The organism is Gilliamella sp. Fer4-1, assembly GCF_001690515.1.
Taxonomy (GTDB): Bacteria; Pseudomonadota; Gammaproteobacteria; order Enterobacterales; family Orbaceae; genus Gilliamella; species Gilliamella apicola_C.
This window is the reverse complement of the sequence record NZ_LZGZ01000260.1, coordinates 1-22608: the sequence shown is the minus strand read 5'-3', so window position 1 is coordinate 22608 and position 22608 is coordinate 1. Positions and strand designations below refer to the sequence as shown.

Here is a 22608-nt window from a genome sequence, read left to right as displayed (position 1 = left end):
ACTATGCTCCTTTTTCAATAAGTTGGATAAAAAGCCGTTTAAATTGGCCATAGTTATGCGTTTTCAACAGTTTTGATTGCATTGCTAAATCATCAATTAAATTAATAATGGCTTTAGTTATCATCGCTAAAGTTGAATTTTGATAAATAGAAGGGGAAATCATAAAAACGAAGCGAACCTGTGGGTAATTATCATCCCAAAATAATCCATCAGGGATCATCGCAACACCAATTTTAGATAATTTCCCTACAGGAATTGCAGGGTGTGGCACCACTATCGCTTGGCTAAAAAAGATATCACCTAATAGCATACGATTTTGCATTTGCTTTATCATTTGTTGCTTATAATTGCTATCTTCATTTAACGCTAAAAGATCAAGTAAAGAATCTAAAATATGTTCTTTGCTTTGAGGTTGTCGGCATGGGTAGAAATAATCTGCAAATAAATCATCAATAATTTGCTCAATATCAATAAAATGATTGCAAGATTTTTGTGTTGCAAACATTGGAATTTGCATTCTACGCTCAGAGACAGGCATATTTCGTGACGCAAGATAACGGCGAATTTTTTGTACATCATCATCCGTTAAGAATACAGAAACATGAAAAACAGGCACTTTAAATACTTGCGCGGATAAATCAACGGACGAAATAATAAAATCGACCTTATTTAACGTTTCTGGTTCAATTTCATAATATCCTTGTGTCGCAACAATTTTGATTCGTTCATCAAACTCACATTCAACTCGATTTTTTAGTAGCTGGGCACTGCCAAGCCCCGTTGCACAAATAATTAGCACTTTGGCTTTTTGTTCATTTTTTAATTTTTCAATCGAAGCTAAAAAGTGCAAAGTCAAGTAGCCCCACTCATCATCGTGAATCGTAAATTGATTAAGCTGAGGTAGCTGGCTAAGGTAGTTTTTAACTAATTCAAATAATTCTGGTGAATTAGCTTTAATTTCATCAAGTAATGGGTTTTCTAATTTAATATTTTGTTGTAAACGAACGATCATCGGTTTTAAATGTTGAATAACGCCGTTTTTCAATTGTTCGTCATTTAAAAATAAATACCCTGTCTGCTGCTCAATTTCGATTAATATATTAGTCACAGATAAATATAATTCGCAATCCACATCATTGTGAGTAACATTTGATTTACTCATCAAATGTAAAGTTAAATACATTTGTTCTTGTTTGGGAAAACAAAAACCAATTACTTTTTCGACTCTATTGATAATTTTCTTAGCAACTTGATATTCCAATGTATTTTTTGTCGATTGTGGCATATCAAGATTTTGAATAGAAAGCCCTGATTGTAAGCGTTTAATGCTAAGTGATAGATGTAACACGATATTTTGCATCATGACATCAGATAATTTTATCTTTGCCTCACGACATTCATCTAAAATAATAATGGTCAAGGAGTCAAAACTAATTACATCACTAAACTTGTTCAAATAAGTAAGATTTTGTAAAAAGTTAATTGATTCTTCATGAAAAAAATAACTTAAAATAAAATGCCTTTTAGCTTTTTCCTCGCCTTCAACATAAAACAAGGATCGACTTTTTTTGACAGTTAGCCCATAAGGTTGAAGCTGGTGTTTGATTTCTAAAATATCTTTATTTAGTTGAGAAGAGCTAATAAATAATCGTTCTGATAACGCCTCTATATCAATTTTTTGGCTTTCTAATAATAATAGATTAAGAATATGGTGCTTTCTTTGACATGCTTCTCGGCAGTTTGCTTGCTCTTCGTTACGATAGAATAAATGATGTTCAATTAAAAATAAGTTGAAAGCCGTTCTATCTTTAATTTGTAATTGATAACCATAACCTTGTTTACTAACAATAGTTCCGCCATTGTTTTCAATCAACGGTTTTAAGTCATTAAGGTAAGTACGAACAGTTCGATCTGATAATGATAATTCACTTGCCAGCAATGCGCTGCTTTTGAATAGATTTTTAGAGCGAACCATTAAACTAATTAGATCTCGTTGTTTGTTCTTAATCACAATCATCCGTACCTGTGACAGCTAAAACTAGGCTGTTAATCATAGTGTAGTTACTCTGATATGTTAGATAAGCACACATCAAGCAAGTTAATAAGGCGCTGCCATGTCTGGTAACCTAATGACAACGCCAAGCCGTTTTTCTAAAACAAAGGCTTATTTTGGGCTATTTGATATTGTCTTCGGTTAACTTAGCCAATTGCTCAATACCCGACGGTATAGGGATATAGGCCTGAAAAGGAATACTTACTACAGGCTTACCCACTTCATCACCCAAATTTTTTAACTTATCAAACATCATCATCGTTTGTGGACTGATTAAAAATAATGAGAAATCACTATTTTTAATCATATTGCTTCCTTCGGTTGCCGATACTGCATCAACCGAAATAGCTTTATCTTTACTAGCAAAATATTCTGTTACTTTTTTAGCCATTAATGATGATGACATTCCTGCTGCACAAATAATTAATGCTTTTTTCATGGTTTTTCCTCAACGCAATTATGATCCCTTAATAAAACTTTTATAGAGCTTCTATAAGTTTCTATAAAACTTCACCGTTTGAAGCAATGACATTCTTAAACCAAGCAAATGAATCTTTTCGGCTACGTTTTAAGGTTCCATTACCTTTATTATCTTTATCCACATAAATGAACCCATACCGTTTTTCCATTTCACCAGTGCCCGCCGAAACCAAATCAATACATCCCCAAGGGGTGTAGCCCATTAAATCAACGCCGTCTTCTTCAACAGCAATCTTCATTTGTTTGATGTGTTCTTTTAAATATTCAATACGATAAGTATCATGAATGCTACCATCTGCCTCGACTTTATCATATGCACCAAACCCATTTTCAACAATAAACAGTGGCAATCGGTACATATCTGTTAACCAATTTAAGGTATAACGTAATCCTTCAGGATCAATTTGCCAGCCCCAGTCAGATTTTTTAACGTATTGATTACCAATCAGATCCTTTTTTTCGTCATAGCTATAGCTGTTATCATTTTCCTTTTTCCTAATAGCATTGGACATGTAATAGCTAAAACCAATATAGTCAACCGTACCTTTAGTAAGCACTTCAAGATCCTGCGCTGTAATATCAAGCTCAAAACCATTGCGTTGCCAATATTTTTTAATATGATTCGGATACTCGCCATGCACATGAACATCCGCAAAGAAGTATTTACGCTCCATTGCTTTTTGTGCCATCAAAATATCACCTGGTTTACAGGTTTCAGGATAAATTGGTATTACCGCCAACATACACCCAATTTTAAAATCAGGGTTAATGGCATGACCTATTTGTACTGCTTTAGCACTAGCAACTAATTCATAATGGGCAGCTTGATACATAATCTGTTCGCGATTATCGCCTGCTTTATAGTAAATACCTGAATTAGTAAATGGTGCAAAATCTTCATTAAAATTAGCTTGATTATTAATTTCGTTAAAAGTCATCCAATATTTGACTTTATTTTTATAACGATCAAAACATACTTCAGCAAAGCGAACAAAAAAGTCGATCAATTGACGATTACGAAATCCGCCATATTCAGTGACAAGATAATAAGGCAACTCAAAATGAGAAAGGGTTACAACAGGCTCTATATTATGTTTCAGACATTCATCAAATAGATCATCATAAAATTTTAAGCCCTCTTCATTAGGAGCAAGCTCATCTCCGTTTGGAAAGATACGTGTCCAAGCTATCGAAGTTCGAAAACATTTAAATCCCATTTCGGCAAATAGCTTAATATCTTCTTTATAGTGATGATAAAAATCAATTGCATCGTGGTTAGGATAATATTCTCCTTCAATAATGCCTTCGGTGATCTTACGATAACTTTTAGGCGACCCCACCGTCATCACATCGGCAACACTAATACCTTTACCACCCGCTTGCCAAGCCCCTTCTAATTGGTGAGCAGCAACTGCACCTCCCCACAAAAAATCTTTTGGTAACCCGTTATTTTTCATAATCAAATACCTACATTTATTAATAATTCAAATTTAGTATAAAAAGAAAAAAATAGAATTACTAACCAACTTTTTCCGTATTGATCAGGAAAAAGATAAATACATTGTGAAAAATTTTACTTAATAACATTATTAAACAATAATTTTATGCGACTAGTTATACACATTTAGTGTGTAACTAGCTTAGTGCATGATATCAAGAATATAGGCATAATGTGCCAGAGAAAAAGGCAAACTGGTCATGATAAAAATCATTCAGAAAAACCATTGATTTTATTGAAGTTTTCATTTTAACAAATAATAACATTACTCCTTTTGCGCAAGCCTATCTTATGATGCAAGGCCCAATACATTAAATAGGTAGTTTAATCCAGAAAAAACAATACAACCTTAATAACGCATTTATATGGGTGGATGCTGCTAATATTTTTGCTAGGATGAGATATTTTTTACAGGTGCATTTTGACGCCAAATCCTTTTCTTGCATGATTCAACCAATTCGGCATCTACTGTTATGACTTACTTTCTAAGCGCTGCCTGTCGCATTCTTGTTCCATAAGCTTGATAGTGATAATACCTCTCACCCACTTTGGCACTGAGCGCTTTGTTGTTTTTTCCAGATAAATTGGAATTGAGAATTAAATCGATCTCGTAGTATATCCATACTTTTCAGTAGCAAAAAGATAAAATCATGGAAATAAACACTAATTAGGATAGCCTATCCAAGCAATAATTTTGTGGAATTTAATGATTTATCGAAATGCGACAAACACAGCTACACTAACTTTTAGCATATAAGTAGCTTTTAAGTAAGTAATATATCATCAAAAATTCTTTTCTGCTCAATCAATGAGAAAGGGTATATAGGTCAGTATATCGATAAAAATAGTAGTTTTTCTCACTAATCGGGCAGAAAAAATTAAAGATGTTTAGTTTTATGGTTCAGCTTAAATTATTTAGCAACCCAGTTACCCTCTTCATCTTTATGATAGGTCTTTTCAACAGCAGCCCAAGCTACTTTGAAGGCAATCGTTTCTGGATCACTATGATCACGCCTTTTGTGGGGATCTTGATATTCTTTTATTGCACTATTAAATGCTTCTTTAAAAATATCTTGTGCATGCGTTGGCAAAACATGACGCACAGAAGCTGGCAAATCATCACGAGTTTGATACGGCATATAGATTTCCTCCATAAATTAATCTTTTATGGTTAAAAATTCCAAATAGCAATCGCAGACATCATTTGCAAAACAACTTATAAGCGTCAAATTTATGCCTTTTTAGAAAGAAACACAAGCATTATTAATAGTTAATAAACAGTATATTTTCTTTTCAGTTTTCCAAAATTAATATATAACACTAAAATAAACACATATTTTATTGGAAAAAAAAGAAAAAAAAATGTAAAGTATCAAATTATTAAACTAATAATAACATTAAGGAAAAAAGATGCAGAAAAAATTCTTAACAATATTTATTGCTGGGCTTTTAATGATTGGTTGCAATGATCAATCAGAAAGTAAAACCGCTCAGTCGACCACAGTTTCCGAAGCAAAAACTTCAGAAAAAACTTCAGAAAATACTTCACAACAAATAGCAGCAAAAGCGAATAAAGGTAATCTGTGGTTAAGTGTTTTTAACACCAATTTTACTTTAGCCGAGCAACAGTTAACAAACAGAGTTTCCTTGCCATCTACACTGATTAATCTTGATAAGCAAGTTGACAGATATTTAAAACAATTTCAAGACAAAAATGGTAACATCGATTACAATCGCATAAAAAATGACCCAACAAAACGTATAAATCTTCTTGTCGGTTCCAATCCTTCTCCTGAAGATCTTGATGATTATAAGCAATTGATTAATAAATTAATAGCAATCAAACCAGAACTTCCTGAGCTTGATAGTGCTGGCAAAGCCTTAGGTGATAAATTTGTTGAGTTAGGCTTAGCTTATGACAAAGTTGCTAAATATTATACAACGAATGAATATAAGTTAGATGAACTGGCTAAATTACCTGAGCTATTCAACAATCTAGAAAATGCCTATAATCAATATATTGAAGCAGAAGATATTGCTCTTATCGCTTACGATAAATTATATAAAGAGATCCACGCATTTCAAAAAGCAGAAATTAAAAATCAAGGATTAATGCTTCACTACAATTGTATTGAATTCATAGATATATCTGAAGAAGTTGTAGCATTAATTAATCGAAATTTTGCTGAAAATAATGACTTTAAAAATCTTGATAAATCAGCAATTGAACCAAAAATCGAACAACTAGAATCTATAGCCAATGAATTAATTGCCAATAAAGGCAAAACTGACTTAATCAAAAAACAAGCTTTGAACAATATTTATTATGATAGGTTTGCCGATAAATTACCTGAATTGGTTAATCAAATGAAAGTTGTTTTAAAAGATTTACAGACTGCCAAGATAGAAAATGAAGTCAAGTATTTGAATGGTACACTTGGCAATGTTATTGACAGCTATAATTCTGTAATCAATTAAAATTACGTTATAAACCAAGTTGGTGGTAATGCTGAACCACCAACTTTTAAGCGTTTGAGTGACTACAGGTGCTATTGTTCAATATAATCATTATAATATGACGATTTAGCCCAATCTAAGCATCCTAAGTCGATTTGTTTACATCAACAACACAACGCCCCTTTATTTGCCCAGCTATCATTTTATTTGCTGCCTCAACACATTCAGTTAATGAAATTGTATTGCTAATATGCGATAGCAGTTTTTCATCTAGGTAATATGCCAATAAATTCCACGCAGCAATACGCTTATCATAACTCGCCATCACACTATCTATACCAGTTAACGTAACACCGCGTAAAATAAACGGTGCAACCGTTGTTGATAAATCTATACCTTGAGCAAGTCCACAACAAGTTACAATACCACCATATTGGGTTTGCGCACAAATATTGGCTAAAGTATGTGACCCAACAACATCCACAGCAGCTGACCATTGCTCTTTTTGTAATGGCTTGCCTGTTTCTTTTAATGTTTGGCTATCAATGATATTAACTGCGCCAAGTTGACGTAAATAATTCTCTTCATCAATTTTACTAGTCGATGCGGTAACTTGATACCCAAGTTTGGCCAGTAACGCAACGGCAATTGAGCCAACGCCACCTGTTGCACCTGTCACTAAAATCAGACCATCTTGTGGTTGTACACCAACATCAATAATTCGTTGAACACAAAGTGCAGCAGTATAACCCGCTGTGCCAATAGCCATTGCCTGATGAGCGGTAAACTGATTGGGCAAAGGTATTAACCATTCAGACTTCAAATAAGCATATTGTGCCAAACACCCCCAATGAGTTTCACCGCACCCCCAACCATTTAAAATAACCGTATCACCTTTTTGATAACGACCACTACTACACTCAATGACAGTTCCAACACCATCGATACCGGGTACCATCGGCCATTGCCTTACAATAGGGCTTTTGTTAGTTAAAGCTAACGCATCTTTATAGTTAATACTGCAATAAGCTACTTTGATTAACGTATCACCTTGTTGGTCTAATAGTTGCTGTTTGTTAATGGCTTTAAGTGAACATGTAAAACCAGTTGTTTTATCTTTTTCTAAGACAATAGCATTAAATGACATAATATTTCCTTGTAGCTTAAGGTAATAAATTACTCAAGCAAAGTAAGCAGTCAACCTCAATAAAAACTTTTAATAATAAATAGCCATTGGAGAAAAAGCAATGAAACATATTACTTATGGCTACAAGATGATAAATTCTATCAAAAGAGGAAAGGTTCACTATCTATAAATCATTGAAAACTGAGCAGATAATCAAACAACCACCATACTCAGCCTATAAAAAACAAGTAAATAAACTTAACTATTGAATAAAAGTTAAGATCATCTTTCATTAATAATGATTAACTTTTATTGTCTACCATTTTCTTGTGCAGCCGAGGAAACAGCGCCAATAAATACTACATCACTTGACGAATTTAACGCCGTTTCAACCGAATCTTGAATAACACCGATGGCAATACCAATACCAATGACTTTGGCTGAAATTTCATTAGGTATACCAAACATACTACAAGCAACAGGAATTAGTAATAATGAACCACCAGCAATCCCCGACGCACCGCAAGCACACACAGAACTGACTATACAAAGTAATACCGCAGAATAGATATCAACATCAATATGCATTGAGTTAACTGTTGCGAGTGTTAAAACGGTAATTGTTACTGCTGCCCCTGACATATTAATCGCAGCACCTAAAGGAACAGCAACTGAATAGGTATCTTCATCCATATTTAATTTTTTGCATATTTCGATATTAACTGGGATATTAGCAGCTGAACTACGAGTAAAAAAGGCAGGTATTGCGCTATCTTTTAATGAGGTAAAAACTAATGGATATGGATTTTTTCGCATTACACAATAAGCCAATAATGGATTAAGAACTAATGCCACAATCAACATGCATGATACTAATACACCTAATAGATGTGCATATTTTAATAATTCGCCAAAACCTGTTTCGGCCAGCGTTGAAGAAACCAGCCCAAACACACCTAATGGTGCAAAACGGATAATAATTCTTACAATAAAAGAGATAGCATAAGATAAATCATTCATCATCGTTTTAGTCGTTTGGCTTGCATGCCTTAATGCTAACCCTATACCTATTCCCCATATAATCAAACCAATATAATTTGCGTTAACAAGGGCATTAACAGGATTATCAATCATTTTATTCAGTAATGTTTTTAAGACATCTTTAACCCCGTTGGGTGGAGTCAACTTGATCTGCTCCAGTGCATCGCCAAATGAAATTTGAGATGGAAATAGGAAGCTGGCAAATGTAGCTAATAAAGCGGCTAATATCATACCTGATAAGTAAAGCATGATTAACGCACGCATATTTGCTTGCTTACCTTGTTGGTGATTAGCGATTGATGCAACAACTAAAATCAGTACAAGTATTGGCGCAACTGATTTTAAAGCATTAATAAATAGCTCTCCGATAAGTGACATCCCTAAAGCGGTCTCTTTCGACACGGCAGCGAGAATAATACCAAATATTAAGCCCAATAAAATCTGCGGTATCAACCCTACTTTTAAGTAAAAACGAACCAACGGATGAGAAGAATGAGTCATAATATGCCTTTCTTATTAAAATAAAGACAAAACAGTAACATAATTCAATATGATGTTTTAGAAAATAATGATTATCATAATGTTTTTTTATATAACAATTTGAATAATTACTAAATTTAATTATTCACAAATTAAACATGCTTAACATTACCAAATGTATTGTTAAGAAATAACTACATTACTTAATAAACTCAAGCAATTGTCTTGCTTTATTTACTGCCGTTGATTTTACTTTTGCATGGGCTATGTCGGCTAATCCTTGCCAATGGGAATCAGATTCAGAGAGATAACCACGCTTTGTTGCTTCTTGTAAATAAGGCACATAAATGAATGACATATCTAAAATTCGATTGATCCAAGCAGGTATTTTTTCATCTCGTTTTGCTATTTTTCCTACAAACTTAATGCACTCAATTAATACAGGGTAAAATACTGATAATAAATTAGGTTTTTTTTCCAGTAATCGGATTAATTTAGCTGGACTAAAATCGGGATAGTCAAGGAATAAGATAATTGCTTTACGCATGATGTCAGCGTCAATGACGCCTTGTTCAACATTTTGTTCAAAAATTGAATTTGTGTGATAGGTATCACTATCTTGCGCTAATAATCCAATAATCACCATTACCAATGCGTTAGAAAAAATTAAGTTATTGGCATTTTTACAATTTTCCAACCCATATCGGCTCTTTTCAACAACAAGACATTGGCTCGCCTCACTCCAGTGTAACCAAACGCTTTCTGTTTGAGAATCAATGCAAAATTCTGAATGATTCAATGGCGCGGGATAAGCTTCGCATTGCCATTCGTTTTCTAAATCATAATACCAATCACCTTTAACAATCTGGAAAACTTGATTTGCTACATTAGGAAGTTTCAAAGTAAATAATAACGATTTAGACAAACGTTTAGAAAATTGAGAAGATGGGTTAATGACAGGTTTACTCACAGCAATAGAAACATTATCTTCAGGTACAACGCTAGTTTTTTCCGTCTTTACCCATACTTGATCAAAATCATCAGGCGCTAGCATAGACACTTCTTGTTTTAACGGCGCTGGTGCTATATTAGGGAGCTTGTCAACTATCGCTTGGGCTTTCTTTATTGCATTAGCACTACCTTTTTTACTGGCTAACATCCTGATGCCTAATAATTGTAATTGGCTTGCATCAGCTATACCCTGATCAACAGCATATTGAACTTCAGGTAAAAATTCAGCGATGGCATCGACCGTTTCAACAGTGCCTGATAACATTCTTAGCGCATTGCATGAAGCAATAATTAATTGATCGAAAATGGGCCAAACTACCGAAAGCATCCCTTGTTTTCCAATATCAGCTAATACAGCAACTAAACTTGCTATACGGGAAGGGGGCGAGCCTAAACGCTCCAATAGCAAAACATCGGCCACTCCAGGTCTAAGCAATCCTCGTTGCCATGCTTGATTCACGGCTTGTGCTATATTACCAAGCACATGAGAGGAATGAGATCGCTGTGCTGCTAAAAGTGTAATTGCTGAACGAGGGGGAAAAGGAGAGCGTTTTTTAACAAGTTGCTCAAACACAAAACCTTGATGATATGATTTGGCCCAATCAATATCGGAAGGTATAGCACTATCGCCCCATAAAGGAAAAATAGAAAAAAGCTCAGCAGTATACCAACTATTGCCTATTCGTTCTGGAAAATCACTTAATGATTGAGGAAGAAACGATACATCATTAATATTAGCATTTAACGCTAATTTTGGTTCAATCACGGGATCATTAAGATACTGTAAGACCAAAGCCTCGGCATTTTGCGACATTTTTTGCCCTGACGGCAAAGTGACAGTAATTTTTAGTTTACTAAGTTTTTCTTTCGTTGATGATGATTGTATCGATACATCAAGACGAGTCAATGCTAAAAATAGATCCGCTTCTAATACATCAATATTTAATTGCTGATAAGTCTCTAATCGCTGACAAAGATCATCCACAGTTATTGACAGATCACTCATACTTGGCGTTGACAGTAAACAAGGGATTTTTCCTAAGTTTTTACAGACAATATAATCGCGCGCAGTTAATAAACAAGTAAAATTATCGTGATACGGGATCTCTTTGCCTTTGCGCCAATAAAATATAAAACCGAGTAACTCATCAGCTCGCAATTTTACGCCGACTAAACTCGCTTTTGCGGCTTGAGGATCGTTATAAGCGATCGTATTGGCGACAGCTAAAAACCGTTCCATCACACAATCATGGGCAGATACGTCCCTTTTTACCAATTCAGAGGCTAGCTCTGTTAATATATCGGGTGAAATAGGCGCTAACTCGAAAGGTGGTAATTGCCAAAGCGATGGCGTTGGATGCCAAAGTTGCTTTAATGCCACTGGGCTAGCTTGCATAAAATCACCATCAAGCTGCCACTGTGTAATTATTTTTCTGGTTAAAGCAACAATCGAGTCATCGGTTTGGCTAAGTAATAAAGTAAATAAAGGCATAAACCGATCAGCATTTTGGGGTATATTACGGTTGAGTGCTGTTTTTAACACCAATTTTTGCGTCGATTTTATTTTAGACGATAAACTGGCCATCATCACTTCAACTAGTAATTCATCATCAACAAACGGAATTAAAACAGGTGCTAATCGATTAATCATCGCAGCCTCTCCCGTTGTTAGCAATGGAATTAAAGCAGATGCCCGTTGGCAAAATTCAGCATCAGTAATACCTAAACCATCAAGTGTATAAAGCCATGCTTTACGATCTACAGGACGAGAGGCAATATCTAGGGCTAAAAAAAGAAGCTCTTTTGCTTGCTCATACTCAAGCCAACCTAATGCTACCCCTAAACTAAATAACTGAGTAAAAGATTGTGTTGCTGGTATATTTAACGCTATAGCAATATGAATGTGTTCAAAAAATCGGCGTTGACATTGCGCTAAATTTGGCGGGGTTTTATCGTAAAAATGCTTTACAATATCGTCACCCCGCATAGCAACGGCTGCGTACAAAGTCCAATTACTTATATAATTGGGATTTTCTGGAATCGCTAAATTTAATTGATCGACTAACTGAGCAACAAGATCTGTTGGCGCTGATGCTGATTGTACAAATTTCTGCGCATAATTCTCACCGCGCGCCATAATAACGGGCAATAACAAAGAGGAATGGGCATAACGCACAAGCTTTAGTGCTCGGCTGGCTGATACCCCAATCCTAATAGCATACAACACTAAATATGCTTTATTACACTTAACATAGTCTTGTAGCTCGAAAGAGTCTCCCCTACGAACATACCCATCCCATTCGCCACTTTTTAATCCAGAAAGGGCAATTTTTTGCTGTTCCTTACTGCCTAACGGCTGTTGCAAAATATTATCTGGTGTAACATTATTCCAGTTTAATGAAGTAAAAATAGCTTCTGCTTTTTCTAAGTTAGCATTCATAAATATTTTCCTTAATTTGAACCGCTAAAATATGTTTGCAAGGTCCTTTTTTAAGCTGATGATTTAAATACCATGAGCAATTACATTGCGATACCATTTCATTATTCTGTCTAACTAAACGGACTTGATAATCTTCATCATTAGAATGAACAATCCAAGTGGTTTCATCAATCTGATCAATAAATTCAACTAGCTTATAGGCCGATTTTAAACGTGGGTTATCTTTTATGACTCGATTAGGATCTTCAGGCAATTGGCGATGAAAATAGTTTTTTTGATAGGCATCAAAACCAAGTTTGCCTGAAACAGCAAGGTAAGCCAACGCACTATCGATATTCCGAGCATCTAAATGAGTTTTTGAAGATAATTGCGCCGGATCAATCTGCGAATCAAATTGCAAAATAGATTGAACAAGTTGAACATTTTGTAATTGCTGTTTTGGCACAAGCGATTCAAGTAATACTCCTTCACCTGAATACCCCTGCCATGGCTGAGCAGTTAAGCTTAAGGTAAGCCTTGCACCATCAAGAGCGACTTCAACCATGCATGGCCCTTGTTCTCCGCTTTCCAATCGATAAAACGTTAAGCTTTTTATGTTGGTCATTAACCGCTTCAGTGCACTTAATCTATGTAAGCCAGAAATATAGACACTATTAATATCACCTTGAGACGCCAATTTAACGCCCGTATTAGATGGAACGACCCAACTTGCTTGTTGTTTGCTTGTTACTGCTGGCAATCTTGCAATAAAAGTTTGCGCATGAATTCCCGATACAGTAAAAACAGCCGCCATTTTAGTATGAATTTCAGTAAGATTGCCAAGTGCTCGAATCCACCTATCGGGCATTTCAACTGGGCGCTCAACAACAGTTTTTATACTGATCACATCGTGATCTTGTTGTTGGATATGGCGCGTTGCTAAGCCTTGCTCACCAATATTGAGGTGAAGTTTATCCTTACTATTAACCTGATTTAGTGCTTGCCTTAAACCAAGGCCAATATCGACATTGGTTGTACCGCGTAATATTTGCCCATCGAAGCCTTGTTGTAATAAATCCAAACGAGCATAAACACTATTACAGGCAGAAAAAACCTCAGCTCTTAATTGATCCCCCTGAGCAGATAAAATAGGATCTCGCAAAGCCACTGGTACGGGTTTAAAATATCGGGTCGCAGTAATATCTGCTAATACAAGTAAACATCTAGCAAGAATTTGTGGATAAAGTGCGTAACCAGTAAAAAATTGAGGGTTATCAATAATCCCATTAGGTGTTAAGGCTGATGATAATGCTAAAGCTAAAGCCCCATTTGTTAACGTTGATTGCTGAGAAAACTTCAATATAAATCATCCTACATATGAACATAGACAAACTATCTGACGCAACGAGTATAAAATAAGCTTAATATATCGTCTATATTTGATTATTTCAGTGATTTTGATAAAAAACATGATTGTTTTTTCTGTTTAATCTATACAATTTCAGCAATGGGAACATCTGCATTGACATAGTTACCTTCTTTGATTATTTGTTTTAAAACACCATGTCGATGTGCTATAACTTGCACTTCCATTTTCATGGCTTCCATAATAGCAATCACATCCCCTGCATTTACCCTTTGATTATCGTTTATCGCCCATTTAAAAAGGCTACCTGAGACAGGCGATGGGACAATTAACTCAGAAAGCGCCGCTTTGCCACAAGAAGGTGTAGCCAAATTAACATCTGTTTGCAAAGATAATCCAGCTAATAATTGTGCAGGTAAACCAAGTTTACAACGCTTACCATCAATTTCAATAAAAGTATGTGTAAGTATTTCTTCTTTTTGTGGTACTTGCCTTTTTGCTGACGCTATCGCGGTATCAAATTCAGTTTCGATCCAACGTGTATGCACGTTAAAATCATCACAAAAATCAGGGTGCTCAATGACCGCACGATCAAATGGTAATACACACGCAACGCCCTCAATTGAAAATTCTGCTAATGCACGCCGAGCTCTTGCTATAGCTTGCTGTCGGTTATTTCCAACAATAATAAGTTTTGCAATAAGTGAATCAAACATTGCAGGAATGGACGATCCCGCAACTACGCCACTGTCTAAGCGTACACCAGGACCTGTTGGCGCATCAAAACGCGTAATCATTCCAGCTACGGGTAAAAAACCATTTGCCGCATCTTCAACATTAATACGAAATTCAATAGCATGACCTTGTGGTTTAGGCGTTTGAGCAATACTAAGTGGTAAGCCTTGTGCAATGCGTAGCTGTTCAATAACAAGATCAACACCAGTTGTTTCTTCTGTAACAGGGTGTTCAACTTGCAACCGAGTGTTGACTTCAAGAAAAGATAATTTGCCATCTTGGCTAAGTAAAAATTCAACTGTCCCTACTCCTACATAGTTTGCTTTAGTACAAATAGCAATCGAAGCTTGAATAATTTGTTGTTCTACATGCTCGGAGATAAAAGGTGCGGGTGATTCTTCAATTAATTTTTGATTGCGACGTTGCAATGAACAATCACGTGTTCCAACAACTACGACATTTCCTAACTTATCAGCAATAATTTGTGCTTCAATATGCCGAGGGTTATGTAAAAATTGTTCTAAAAAGCATTCTCCACGCCCAAATGCCGCTGTCGCTTCACGTACAGCGGAATGGTAAAGCTCTTCAACCTCGTCCTTGTGCCAAGCGACTTTTAAGCCTCTACCACCTCCACCAAAAGCAGCTTTAATCGCAATCGGTAAACCATGGGTATGAGCAAACTCAACGACTTCTTTAACATCTTTTACTGGCTCTTTTGTTCCAACCACTAAAGGAGCGCCAACTTGCAAAGCAAGCTGTCTGGCTTTCACTTTATCGCCCAGTATTTCAATCGTTTCTGGATTTGGACCAACCCATATCAAACCAGCATCTTGTACTGATTTAGCAAATTCAACACGCTCTGATAAAAAACCATAACCAGGGTGTACCATTGTGGCACCTGCTCTTTTTGCTATCGTAATGATTTTATCAATATCAAGATAAGTTTCACTTGCTAGATTACCTGACAACCCATAAGCCTCATCAGCCATTTGCGCATGAAGTGCATCAATATCAGCATCGGCATAAACTGCGATAGACAAAAAGCCCATATCACGACACGCTCGTATAATACGTACGGCAATCTCACCTCGATTAGCAATCAATACTTTATGAATTATTTTTTGACTATTTTTAGACATGAGCAACATCACTCCCTTCAAATTCTTTAAATATTCCGATAGGATTAAATTTTATTTTAGCATTGACTGGAATTTGACCGGCTAAGTCTAAATGATAATTACACACAGCGCCAATAACAGGATATCCCCCAGTTAATGGGTGATCATTTAAAAATAGCACGGGTTGTCCATTAGCAGGAATTTGTATTGCACCAATACAAGTCCCTTCGCTTGGTAATTCTTGTTGCTTGTCACGACTTAAAGCTATGTCACCAGATAAGCGTAAACCAATGCGATTAGAGGCTGGTGTAACCTGCCATAGTTGCGAAGAAAGTAATTCTACGGCTTGCTTAGTAAACCAGTCAGTGCGTGGCCCAAGCACAATATCTAATACAATAACATCGTCACAAGTAGGATAGTGCATAACGGGAGTTTCCATTAATGACACCGCATTTAAGTTTTGATTGTGCTTAATAGCTAGCGTTTGACCAACATTAAGTGGTGATGGCCCAACTTGCGCAAGAGTATCATAAGAACAACTTGTTAAAATAGGCGATAGCTGAAAACCACCGCGTACAGCAAAATAACTACGTACACCACATTTTGCGCTGCCTAAGCTAATAATATCACCAGTTTCCAATTGGATAGGTTGATACATTGCAGCATGATACATTTCACCAGCTGATGTTGTAATGCTTATCTCGCATTCAGCCCCTGTGACGGCAACTAACATACTACGGTTTATCTGTGCTTTAAACCCACCTTGCGTAATTTCTAATACTGCTTCATTAATTGGATTTCCTAAAATACGGTTGCTACTGTGCAGAGCTCCCTTATCCATGGCGCCAGACTCAGAAATACCTAATGCTGCCTGACCAATTCTACCCTTATCTTGTATGAGTGTTTGTAATCCCGTTGCTAATATTTTAATATCTTGTTGTTGGTTAATGCTTTTACCGACTTTTTTAGCAGTCGGTAAATAATATTTTTTAGATGACTTACTAGCATCAATAAAATTAACGCGGTTACCTGGCTTCAATAACGCAGGTTTATCACGGTTTAAGTCCCACACTGCTGTATCAGTTGTTCCAATAAGTTGCCAACCACCAGGGCTTGCTTGGGGATAAACACTGCTAAATTCACCCGCTAATGCAACAGAGCCTGCAGGAATACGAACTCTTGGTGATTGACGGCGTGGCACGTTAAGTTCAGCATTTTTAGCTACCATATAAGCAAAGCCTGGAGCAAAACCACAAAAAGCCACTTGATATTCATTATTGGTATGTCTGGCAATGACTTCACTAACGGTTATCCCTAGATATTCAGCCACTTGGGATAAATCCTCGCCATTATACCTAACTGGTATTATGATCAATTCGCCAGATTGCATTACATGTTCTGCAATATCTAATTGAGCAATATGCTTAGCAAGCGTATTAGCATCAGTCACAATGGGATTATAACGAATTAATATCGTGCGTGCAGCGGGGATTATTTCTTCTATATTCCAATGTGAAACAACATGTTGAAGTGCATCAGTCAACGCCATTGTTTGTTCAAGGCTTTTGAGTTCAACAATAAGCGCATCAAGATTAACAGGTAAAAATCTCATTAAGCACCTCTATACATAGATCAAGTCCTAATTATCAAATATATAAATTTTATTTTGTTGTATCATGTTAAAAAATACATTTATAGACAACTTAAGCAGCAACTGTCTTGGCAAATGGGGTTATTATGATGCCATTTTGGTGTAATTTCTCCCGTACTTTTTGTGCCATAGCTAAGGCTCCAGCACTATCGCCATGCACACAAATTGATTCAGCATTAATATCCACAAACTGCCCTTCTACAGAGATAACTCCCCCATCATTAACAAGCTGTAGCATACGCTCAGCTACTAAATCAGGATCGTGTAACACAGCACCAGCTTCTTTGCGAGAAACTAATGTTCCATCAGCACAGTACGCTCTATCAGCAAAAGCTTCAGCAACTACACACAAACCACTTTCTTTAGCCCATCCAATGAGTGGTGATCCAGCAAGAGCAACCAAAATCAACGAAGGGTCAATAAGGCAAATCGCATTAATTACCGCCATTGCCTGACGTTTATCATATGCTATAGTATTATATAATGCGCCGTGTGGTTTCACATACCGAACGTTGGCACCAATCGATTTTGCTAATCCTTTAAGTGCACCAATTTGATAAATTACATCAGCACTTAGCTCATCGGTGGCAATGTCCATATTACGGCGACCAAAACCAACTAAGTCAGGATAACCGACATGGGCTCCCACCGTCACATTATTCGCCTTAGCGGCTTTTAAGGTTTTTAAAATACCCTCTGGCGAACCAGCATGAAACCCACAAGCAATATTAGCACTACTAACAACATTTAGTATTGCCTCGTCATTGCCCATTTTCCATTGTCCAAAACTTTCGCCAAGATCACTATTTAAATCAATAAATTTAGTTATTGTCATATTGTCCTTCTATTTTAAATAGTTAAAGATAGTGGCTACAGACATCGCCCCCATATACCAAGTAATGGCACAGACAATCAGACCTGACCACAATAACCATCTAGGATAATGATAGCCTGACATAAGATCGGCACGCTTCCAACCAATATAAATAAAGATAGTTAAACCAATTGGCAATACTAGACCATTAAAACCACCGGCAAAAACCAATAATGATACAGGTGCCGTTCCCATTGCTAAATAAATAGCCAGAGAAGCCATAATAAAAATAGTGGTGGCAAATTGGCGTTGCTTTTCAGTAATAGAACGCCTAAAAGGAGTAATAAAAGTCATTGAGGTATAAGCAGCACCAATAATACTAGTTATTGCAGCAGCCCATAAAATTAATCCAAAAATCCGTAATCCTAATTCACCCAAAGCTGCCTGAAAGGCTTGCGATGCAGGATTGGCAGCATAACTTGAAATATCAATAGTGACACCACTTGCTACTACGCCTAAAATGGCTAAAAATAAGATATAACGCATCAAACCCACAACTATAATTCCTTTCGTTGCTGCGCCTGAAACATATTTGATATGCTGAGCACCAACCATCCCTTTATCAAGTAAACGGTGAGCTCCAGCATAAGAGATATAACCACCAACCGTACCACCAACAATAGTCGTAATTGAGGCAAAATCAATATTGCTTGGAAAAACGGTTTCTTTTAAAGCTTGTCCAATTGGTGGATGTGATGCAAACACCACAAATAAGGTCAAAATAATCATCAACAAACCAAAACCAATCATTAAACGATCAATAAAATTGCTGGCTTTACGTGATGAAAATATATAAACCGCTACTAATGCGCTGATTGCACCACCCCACTTAGGATTAAGCCCAACAAGTGCATTTAAACCTAAGCCTGCACCCGCTATGTTACCAATATTAAACACTAACCCACCAAATATGATCAGCACTGCGAGTACATAACCACTGAATGGAATAGTCGCATTAGCAATATCCGAAGAGTTCATTTTAGTTAATGCAACAATTCGCCAAATATTTTGTTGAACAACAAAGTCGATAATAATAGAGGCTAAAATACCAAAACCAAAAGCAGTGCCAAGGGTAACAGTAAAAGTCGCTGTTTGAGTAATAAAACCTGGACCAATTGCTGAAGTTGCCATTAAAAAAATAGCACTGATTAACGAAGCACGCCGATTTTTAATAAAAGCAACGGTACTACTGCTATGATCTTTCATGTGCATATCTCCTTTTAATTTGTTTTTTTAATTATCGATAAGGCCACCCTATTTACGAATTTTTACTACTTTTGTAAGTAATGCAAACATCATGCCATAGGCTAACAACATCCATTAATAACAAGAATAGTTTCTATAATTACTGTTTTCGAGTAAAAAAACTAATTAAAAATAATTATAATTACCTATCATCAAGGAATTATAAGCGAATAATTAACACACAATAACGCTAATTTGCACCAAAATGAACATTAACAACTTAATTTAGTGCATCTTGCGTTAATAAAAGTTAGTAAAATTTTCTATCTTGGTATGTGATACCCAACTTTTATTAGTTTTATTCATTATTGATAAAATCCTTAATCAGATAATTCTCCATATAACTTTAAGTTATAACCATGTGAATATTTGCTATTTATTCATTTGATTCTTTATTGATAGACTTTAAACGTAGATAAAAACCTTTATAGTGGAGAATCAAGATGAAATTATTAACCAAATTACTTACGACTATTACCTTAATAAGCACACTATTAGGTACCAGTTCTGCCTACGCAGATCGGCTTGATGATATTGAAAAACGAGGCGAAATCAAAATAGCGGTATTTGATAGTAACCCGCCGTTTGGGTACATTGATGAAAAGACCAATAAAATTACAGGACTTGATGTTGATTATGCTAACATGATAGCCAAAGGGTTAAACGTTAACGTTAAGCTAATCCCAACTAATCCCGCTAATAGAATTCCGTTATTGACATCAAAAAAAGCTGATTTAATTGTCGCTAATTTTACCATTACTGATGAAAGAACAAAAACAGTTGATTTTAGTCTGCCTTATTTTGCGACTGGTCAAAAATTTGTAGCAAAAAAGGGGGTATTAAAATCAGCTGACGATTTGAAAAATCTTCGTATTGGTGCTGATAAAGGTACAGTTATGGAAATTACATTACGTGAAAAATATCCAACGGCTAAGGTGATTTCTTATGATGATACGCCATTTGCATTTGCAGCATTACGTAATGGTGTTGTGCAGGCAATCACTCAAGATGATGCAAAATTAATTGGCTTATTAGCCAATTTACCTGAAGAGCAACGAGCAGCATTTGAAATTTCACCATTTAGTATTACTGAAGAATATCAAGCTGTTGGTATACCAAAAGGGGAAACTCGTTTAAAAGATAAAGTAAATCAAATTTTGTTAACGCTTGAAAAAAATGGCGAAGCATTAACAATTCATAACCGTTGGTTTGGACCTGAAACAACATCGGCTATGCCTCGTGGTGATTTTAAAATAGGTAAAGGTCAGTAGTTATGTACGAGCAATTACTTGAACCACGTTATTTGTGGTGGTTATGGGATGGTTTTTTAGTTACGTTGGCTATTTCATTGCTTACCATTATTTTTTCAACATTACTGGGTTTTTTACTAGTTATTGCTCAACAAAGTCGAATTAAAATCATTCAAATAATCGTAATGGGGTATAGCGCAATTTTTCGTTATTCTCCGTTACTACCTCAACTCTTTTTTTGGTATTTTGGGGTAGGTAGTTTATTGCCAGTCGAATTTAAATTATGGTTATTTGAAGAACCACAAATTCAATTGTTCTTTTTTTCAGTGAAAATGCCATCATTTGAATTCATCATAGGCTCAATTAGTTTAACTTGTTATTCCTGCGCTTTTATTGCCGAAGAGTTTAGAGCAGGTATTGCTGGAGTTAGAGGAGCGCAAGAACAAGCCGCATTAGCATTGGGTTTAAGTTGGTGGCAAAGTATGCGCTTTATTATTTTACCACAAAGTTTTCGCATTGCTTTTCCACCTTTAATTGGTCAGTACATGAATATTATTAAAAATTCATCGTTAACCATGGCTATTGGTGTGTTAGAACTTTCTTATGTCTCGCGCCAAATCGAAACTGAATCATTAAAAACCTTTCAAGATTTTGCCATTGCAACTTTACTTTATATTATAACGATAGTAATAGTTGGAACTTTAGGCAATATTTATCAAACAAAACAATTGCAAACAAGTAGGGTGTGATTATTTATGGGCTTTAAAGGATTTGAAGTTATTTGGAATAATTTAGGTTACTTAATGTGGGGAAATTTCCCTGGAGGTATTTTCTTAACATTATTAATAAGTATTATCGCTATCTTGTTTTCAACAATTTTAGGTATTTTTGCAGGGGTAGGATTAACGGTTTTAAAAGGGATTTTACACAATTTATTAATTAGCGTGCTTAGTTTTTTTAGAGCTATTCCTGTTATTATGCTTATTTTTTGGAGTTACTTTCTATTACCTATGGTGCTTCATGTTGATATACCAGCAATTGCAACGGTGATATTTGCTCTATCTTTAATAGGTGCTGCATACATTGGCCACTCCGTTCATGCTGGCATGATTGCGGTGGCTAAAGAGCAATGGCAAGCAGCGTTTTCATTAGGTTTAACTAAACAACAGGTGATTATATTTATTATATTACCTCAAGCCGTTAAAATGATGCTACCGTCTTTTGTTAACCAATGGGTGTCACTTATTAAAGATACCTCTTTGGCTTATATTGTCGGGGTGGCTGAATTTACTTTTGTTGCAACACAAATCAATAATCGTAGTATGGTCTATCCAACCGAAATCTTTTTATTTGTCATTGTAGTTTATTTTATTATTTGTGCCACACTTGATCTTGTGGCTTCGATTTTGCCAAAATACTTATTATACTTTTTTAAATAATATGTTATCTATTTTCTATCCTTATTTCTTTGGTATGTCCACACTTTTTAGTACCAAAAAGATAAGGTCATAGATTCATTTTATATTCAATGGGTGACTGGTAATTTAAAGACGAATGAAGCCTGTTGTAATTAAACCAATCCACATAGTGATTAAATTGCAACCTGAGTTGTTCAAGTGAATCAAAAATCGTGTTTGACACAAATTCAGTTTTCACCGCTTTAAATGTTGCTTCAGCCACAGCATTATCATAAGGGCATCCCTTATGGCTTAATGAACGCTCAATGCCAAATTCCTTTAAACATTCATCAAGTAGATGATTATCAAATTCTTTTCCTCTATCTGAATGAAATAACTCAACTGAA

17 protein-coding genes are annotated in these 22608 nt (G+C 35.7%); 4 read left to right on the top strand and 13 right to left on the bottom strand.

Annotated elements, in window-relative coordinates; all coding sequences use genetic code 11:
- Position 1: 1 nt before the first annotated feature.
- The 4 genes from A9G30_RS09075 to A9G30_RS09060 form a co-directional block, all read right to left on the bottom strand.
- On the bottom strand, positions 2–2011 hold the full coding sequence (locus A9G30_RS09075) for a BglG family transcription antiterminator (protein WP_065588742.1): 2010 nt from the start codon (positions 2009–2011) through the stop codon (positions 2–4).
- Positions 2012–2174: 163 nt separating this feature from the next.
- Entirely contained in the window at positions 2175–2492 is a 318-nt protein-coding gene (locus tag A9G30_RS09070; RefSeq protein ID WP_065566914.1) for a PTS cellobiose transporter subunit IIB, read from the bottom strand.
- Positions 2493–2553: 61 nt separating this feature from the next.
- Positions 2554–3990, bottom strand: a complete 1437-nt coding sequence (locus A9G30_RS09065; protein ID WP_065588733.1) for a 6-phospho-beta-glucosidase — start codon at positions 3988–3990, stop codon at positions 2554–2556.
- A gap of 952 nt (positions 3991–4942) precedes the next feature.
- Positions 4943–5170, bottom strand: a complete 228-nt coding sequence (locus A9G30_RS09060) for a ChaB family protein (protein ID WP_065566912.1) — start codon at positions 5168–5170, stop codon at positions 4943–4945.
- Positions 5171–5441: 271 nt separating this feature from the next.
- On the opposite strand from A9G30_RS09060, the gene A9G30_RS09055 reads away from it, so the two are divergent.
- Positions 5442–6509 carry a DUF3829 domain-containing protein gene (locus A9G30_RS09055; RefSeq protein ID WP_065588732.1) on the top strand — a complete coding sequence of 356 codons (1068 nt, stop codon included), beginning with the start codon at positions 5442–5444 and terminating at the stop codon, positions 6507–6509.
- Between the two features lie 124 nt (positions 6510–6633).
- On the opposite strand, the gene acuI is transcribed toward A9G30_RS09055, so the two are convergent.
- The 8 genes from acuI to A9G30_RS09015 all read right to left on the bottom strand — a co-directional run bounded on the left by acuI (position 6634) and on the right by A9G30_RS09015 (position 19515).
- Positions 6634–7635 carry an acrylyl-CoA reductase (NADPH) gene (gene acuI, locus A9G30_RS09050; RefSeq protein WP_065588731.1) on the bottom strand — a complete coding sequence of 334 codons (1002 nt, stop codon included), beginning with the start codon at positions 7633–7635 and terminating at the stop codon, positions 6634–6636.
- A 288-nt stretch (positions 7636–7923) separates the two neighbouring features.
- A complete protein-coding gene (gene sstT / locus A9G30_RS09045; protein WP_065588730.1) occupies positions 7924–9156 on the bottom strand; it encodes a serine/threonine transporter SstT in 1233 nt (410 codons plus the stop codon).
- A gap of 178 nt (positions 9157–9334) precedes the next feature.
- Complete coding sequence (locus A9G30_RS09040) at positions 9335–12586, bottom strand: hypothetical protein (protein ID WP_065588729.1); 3252 nt, start codon at positions 12584–12586, stop codon at positions 9335–9337.
- A complete protein-coding gene (locus A9G30_RS09035) occupies positions 12576–13925 on the bottom strand; it encodes an SWIM zinc finger family protein (RefSeq protein ID WP_218057810.1) in 1350 nt (449 codons plus the stop codon). The genes A9G30_RS09040 and A9G30_RS09035 overlap by 11 nt, the downstream gene beginning before the upstream one ends.
- Positions 13926–14056: 131 nt before the next feature.
- Positions 14057–15814 (bottom strand): acetyl/propionyl/methylcrotonyl-CoA carboxylase subunit alpha, encoded by a 1758-nt coding sequence (locus A9G30_RS09030; protein ID WP_065588727.1) that lies wholly within the window; start codon positions 15812–15814, stop codon positions 14057–14059.
- Positions 15798–17396: an urea amidolyase family protein gene (locus A9G30_RS09025; RefSeq protein WP_065588726.1), complete on the bottom strand. Its 1599-nt coding sequence runs from the start codon at positions 17394–17396 to the stop codon at positions 15798–15800. The genes A9G30_RS09030 and A9G30_RS09025 overlap by 17 nt, the downstream gene beginning before the upstream one ends.
- Positions 17397–17487: 91 nt before the next feature.
- Positions 17488–18264, bottom strand: coding sequence for a LamB/YcsF family protein (locus A9G30_RS09020; RefSeq protein WP_065588741.1), 777 nt, complete (start codon positions 18262–18264; stop codon positions 17488–17490).
- 15 nt (positions 18265–18279) lie between these two features.
- Positions 18280–19515, bottom strand: a complete 1236-nt coding sequence (locus A9G30_RS09015; RefSeq protein ID WP_141672061.1) for an NRAMP family divalent metal transporter — start codon at positions 19513–19515, stop codon at positions 18280–18282.
- Between the two features lie 476 nt (positions 19516–19991).
- On the opposite strand from A9G30_RS09015, the gene A9G30_RS09010 reads away from it, so the two are divergent.
- The 3 genes from A9G30_RS09010 to A9G30_RS09000 are packed head-to-tail and all read left to right on the top strand — an operon-like array spanning position 19992 to position 22243.
- Positions 19992–20825, top strand: a complete 834-nt coding sequence (locus tag A9G30_RS09010) for an ABC transporter substrate-binding protein (RefSeq protein ID WP_442903448.1) — start codon at positions 19992–19994, stop codon at positions 20823–20825.
- A 2-nt stretch (positions 20826–20827) separates the two neighbouring features.
- On the top strand, positions 20828–21553 hold the full coding sequence (locus tag A9G30_RS09005; RefSeq protein WP_065588723.1) for an amino acid ABC transporter permease: 726 nt from the start codon (positions 20828–20830) through the stop codon (positions 21551–21553).
- Positions 21554–21559: 6 nt separating this feature from the next.
- A complete protein-coding gene (locus A9G30_RS09000) occupies positions 21560–22243 on the top strand; it encodes an amino acid ABC transporter permease (RefSeq protein WP_065588722.1) in 684 nt (227 codons plus the stop codon).
- 67 nt (positions 22244–22310) lie between these two features.
- Here the strand turns inward: A9G30_RS09000 and A9G30_RS08995 are convergent.
- On the bottom strand, positions 22311–22608 hold a 298-nt coding region (locus A9G30_RS08995), incomplete at its 5' end, for an integrase core domain-containing protein (RefSeq protein ID WP_141672060.1).

Coding starts and splice junctions, on each gene's coding strand:
- acuI (WP_065588731.1), bottom strand. CDS start 7,635: ATGTCATTTAATGCTATTGTCTTAGAAAAAGATAAAACAACTGGTTTT.
- A9G30_RS09065 (WP_065588733.1), bottom strand. CDS start 3,990: ATGAAAAATAACGGGTTACCAAAAGATTTTTTGTGGGGAGGTGCAGTT.
- A9G30_RS09060 (WP_065566912.1), bottom strand. CDS start 5,170: ATGCCGTATCAAACTCGTGATGATTTGCCAGCTTCTGTGCGTCATGTT.
- sstT (WP_065588730.1), bottom strand. CDS start 9,156: ATGACTCATTCTTCTCATCCGTTGGTTCGTTTTTACTTAAAAGTAGGG.
- A9G30_RS09040 (WP_065588729.1), bottom strand. CDS start 12,586: ATGAATGCTAACTTAGAAAAAGCAGAAGCTATTTTTACTTCATTAAAC.
- A9G30_RS09030 (WP_065588727.1), bottom strand. CDS start 15,814: ATGTTGCTCATGTCTAAAAATAGTCAAAAAATAATTCATAAAGTATTG.
- A9G30_RS09055 (WP_065588732.1), top strand. CDS start 5,442: ATGCAGAAAAAATTCTTAACAATATTTATTGCTGGGCTTTTAATGATT.
- A9G30_RS09005 (WP_065588723.1), top strand. CDS start 20,828: ATGTACGAGCAATTACTTGAACCACGTTATTTGTGGTGGTTATGGGAT.
- A9G30_RS09015 (WP_141672061.1), bottom strand. CDS start 19,515: ATGAAAGATCATAGCAGTAGTACCGTTGCTTTTATTAAAAATCGGCGT.
- A9G30_RS09070 (WP_065566914.1), bottom strand. CDS start 2,492: ATGAAAAAAGCATTAATTATTTGTGCAGCAGGAATGTCATCATCATTA.
- A9G30_RS09025 (WP_065588726.1), bottom strand. CDS start 17,396: ATGAGATTTTTACCTGTTAATCTTGATGCGCTTATTGTTGAACTCAAA.
- A9G30_RS09000 (WP_065588722.1), top strand. CDS start 21,560: ATGGGCTTTAAAGGATTTGAAGTTATTTGGAATAATTTAGGTTACTTA.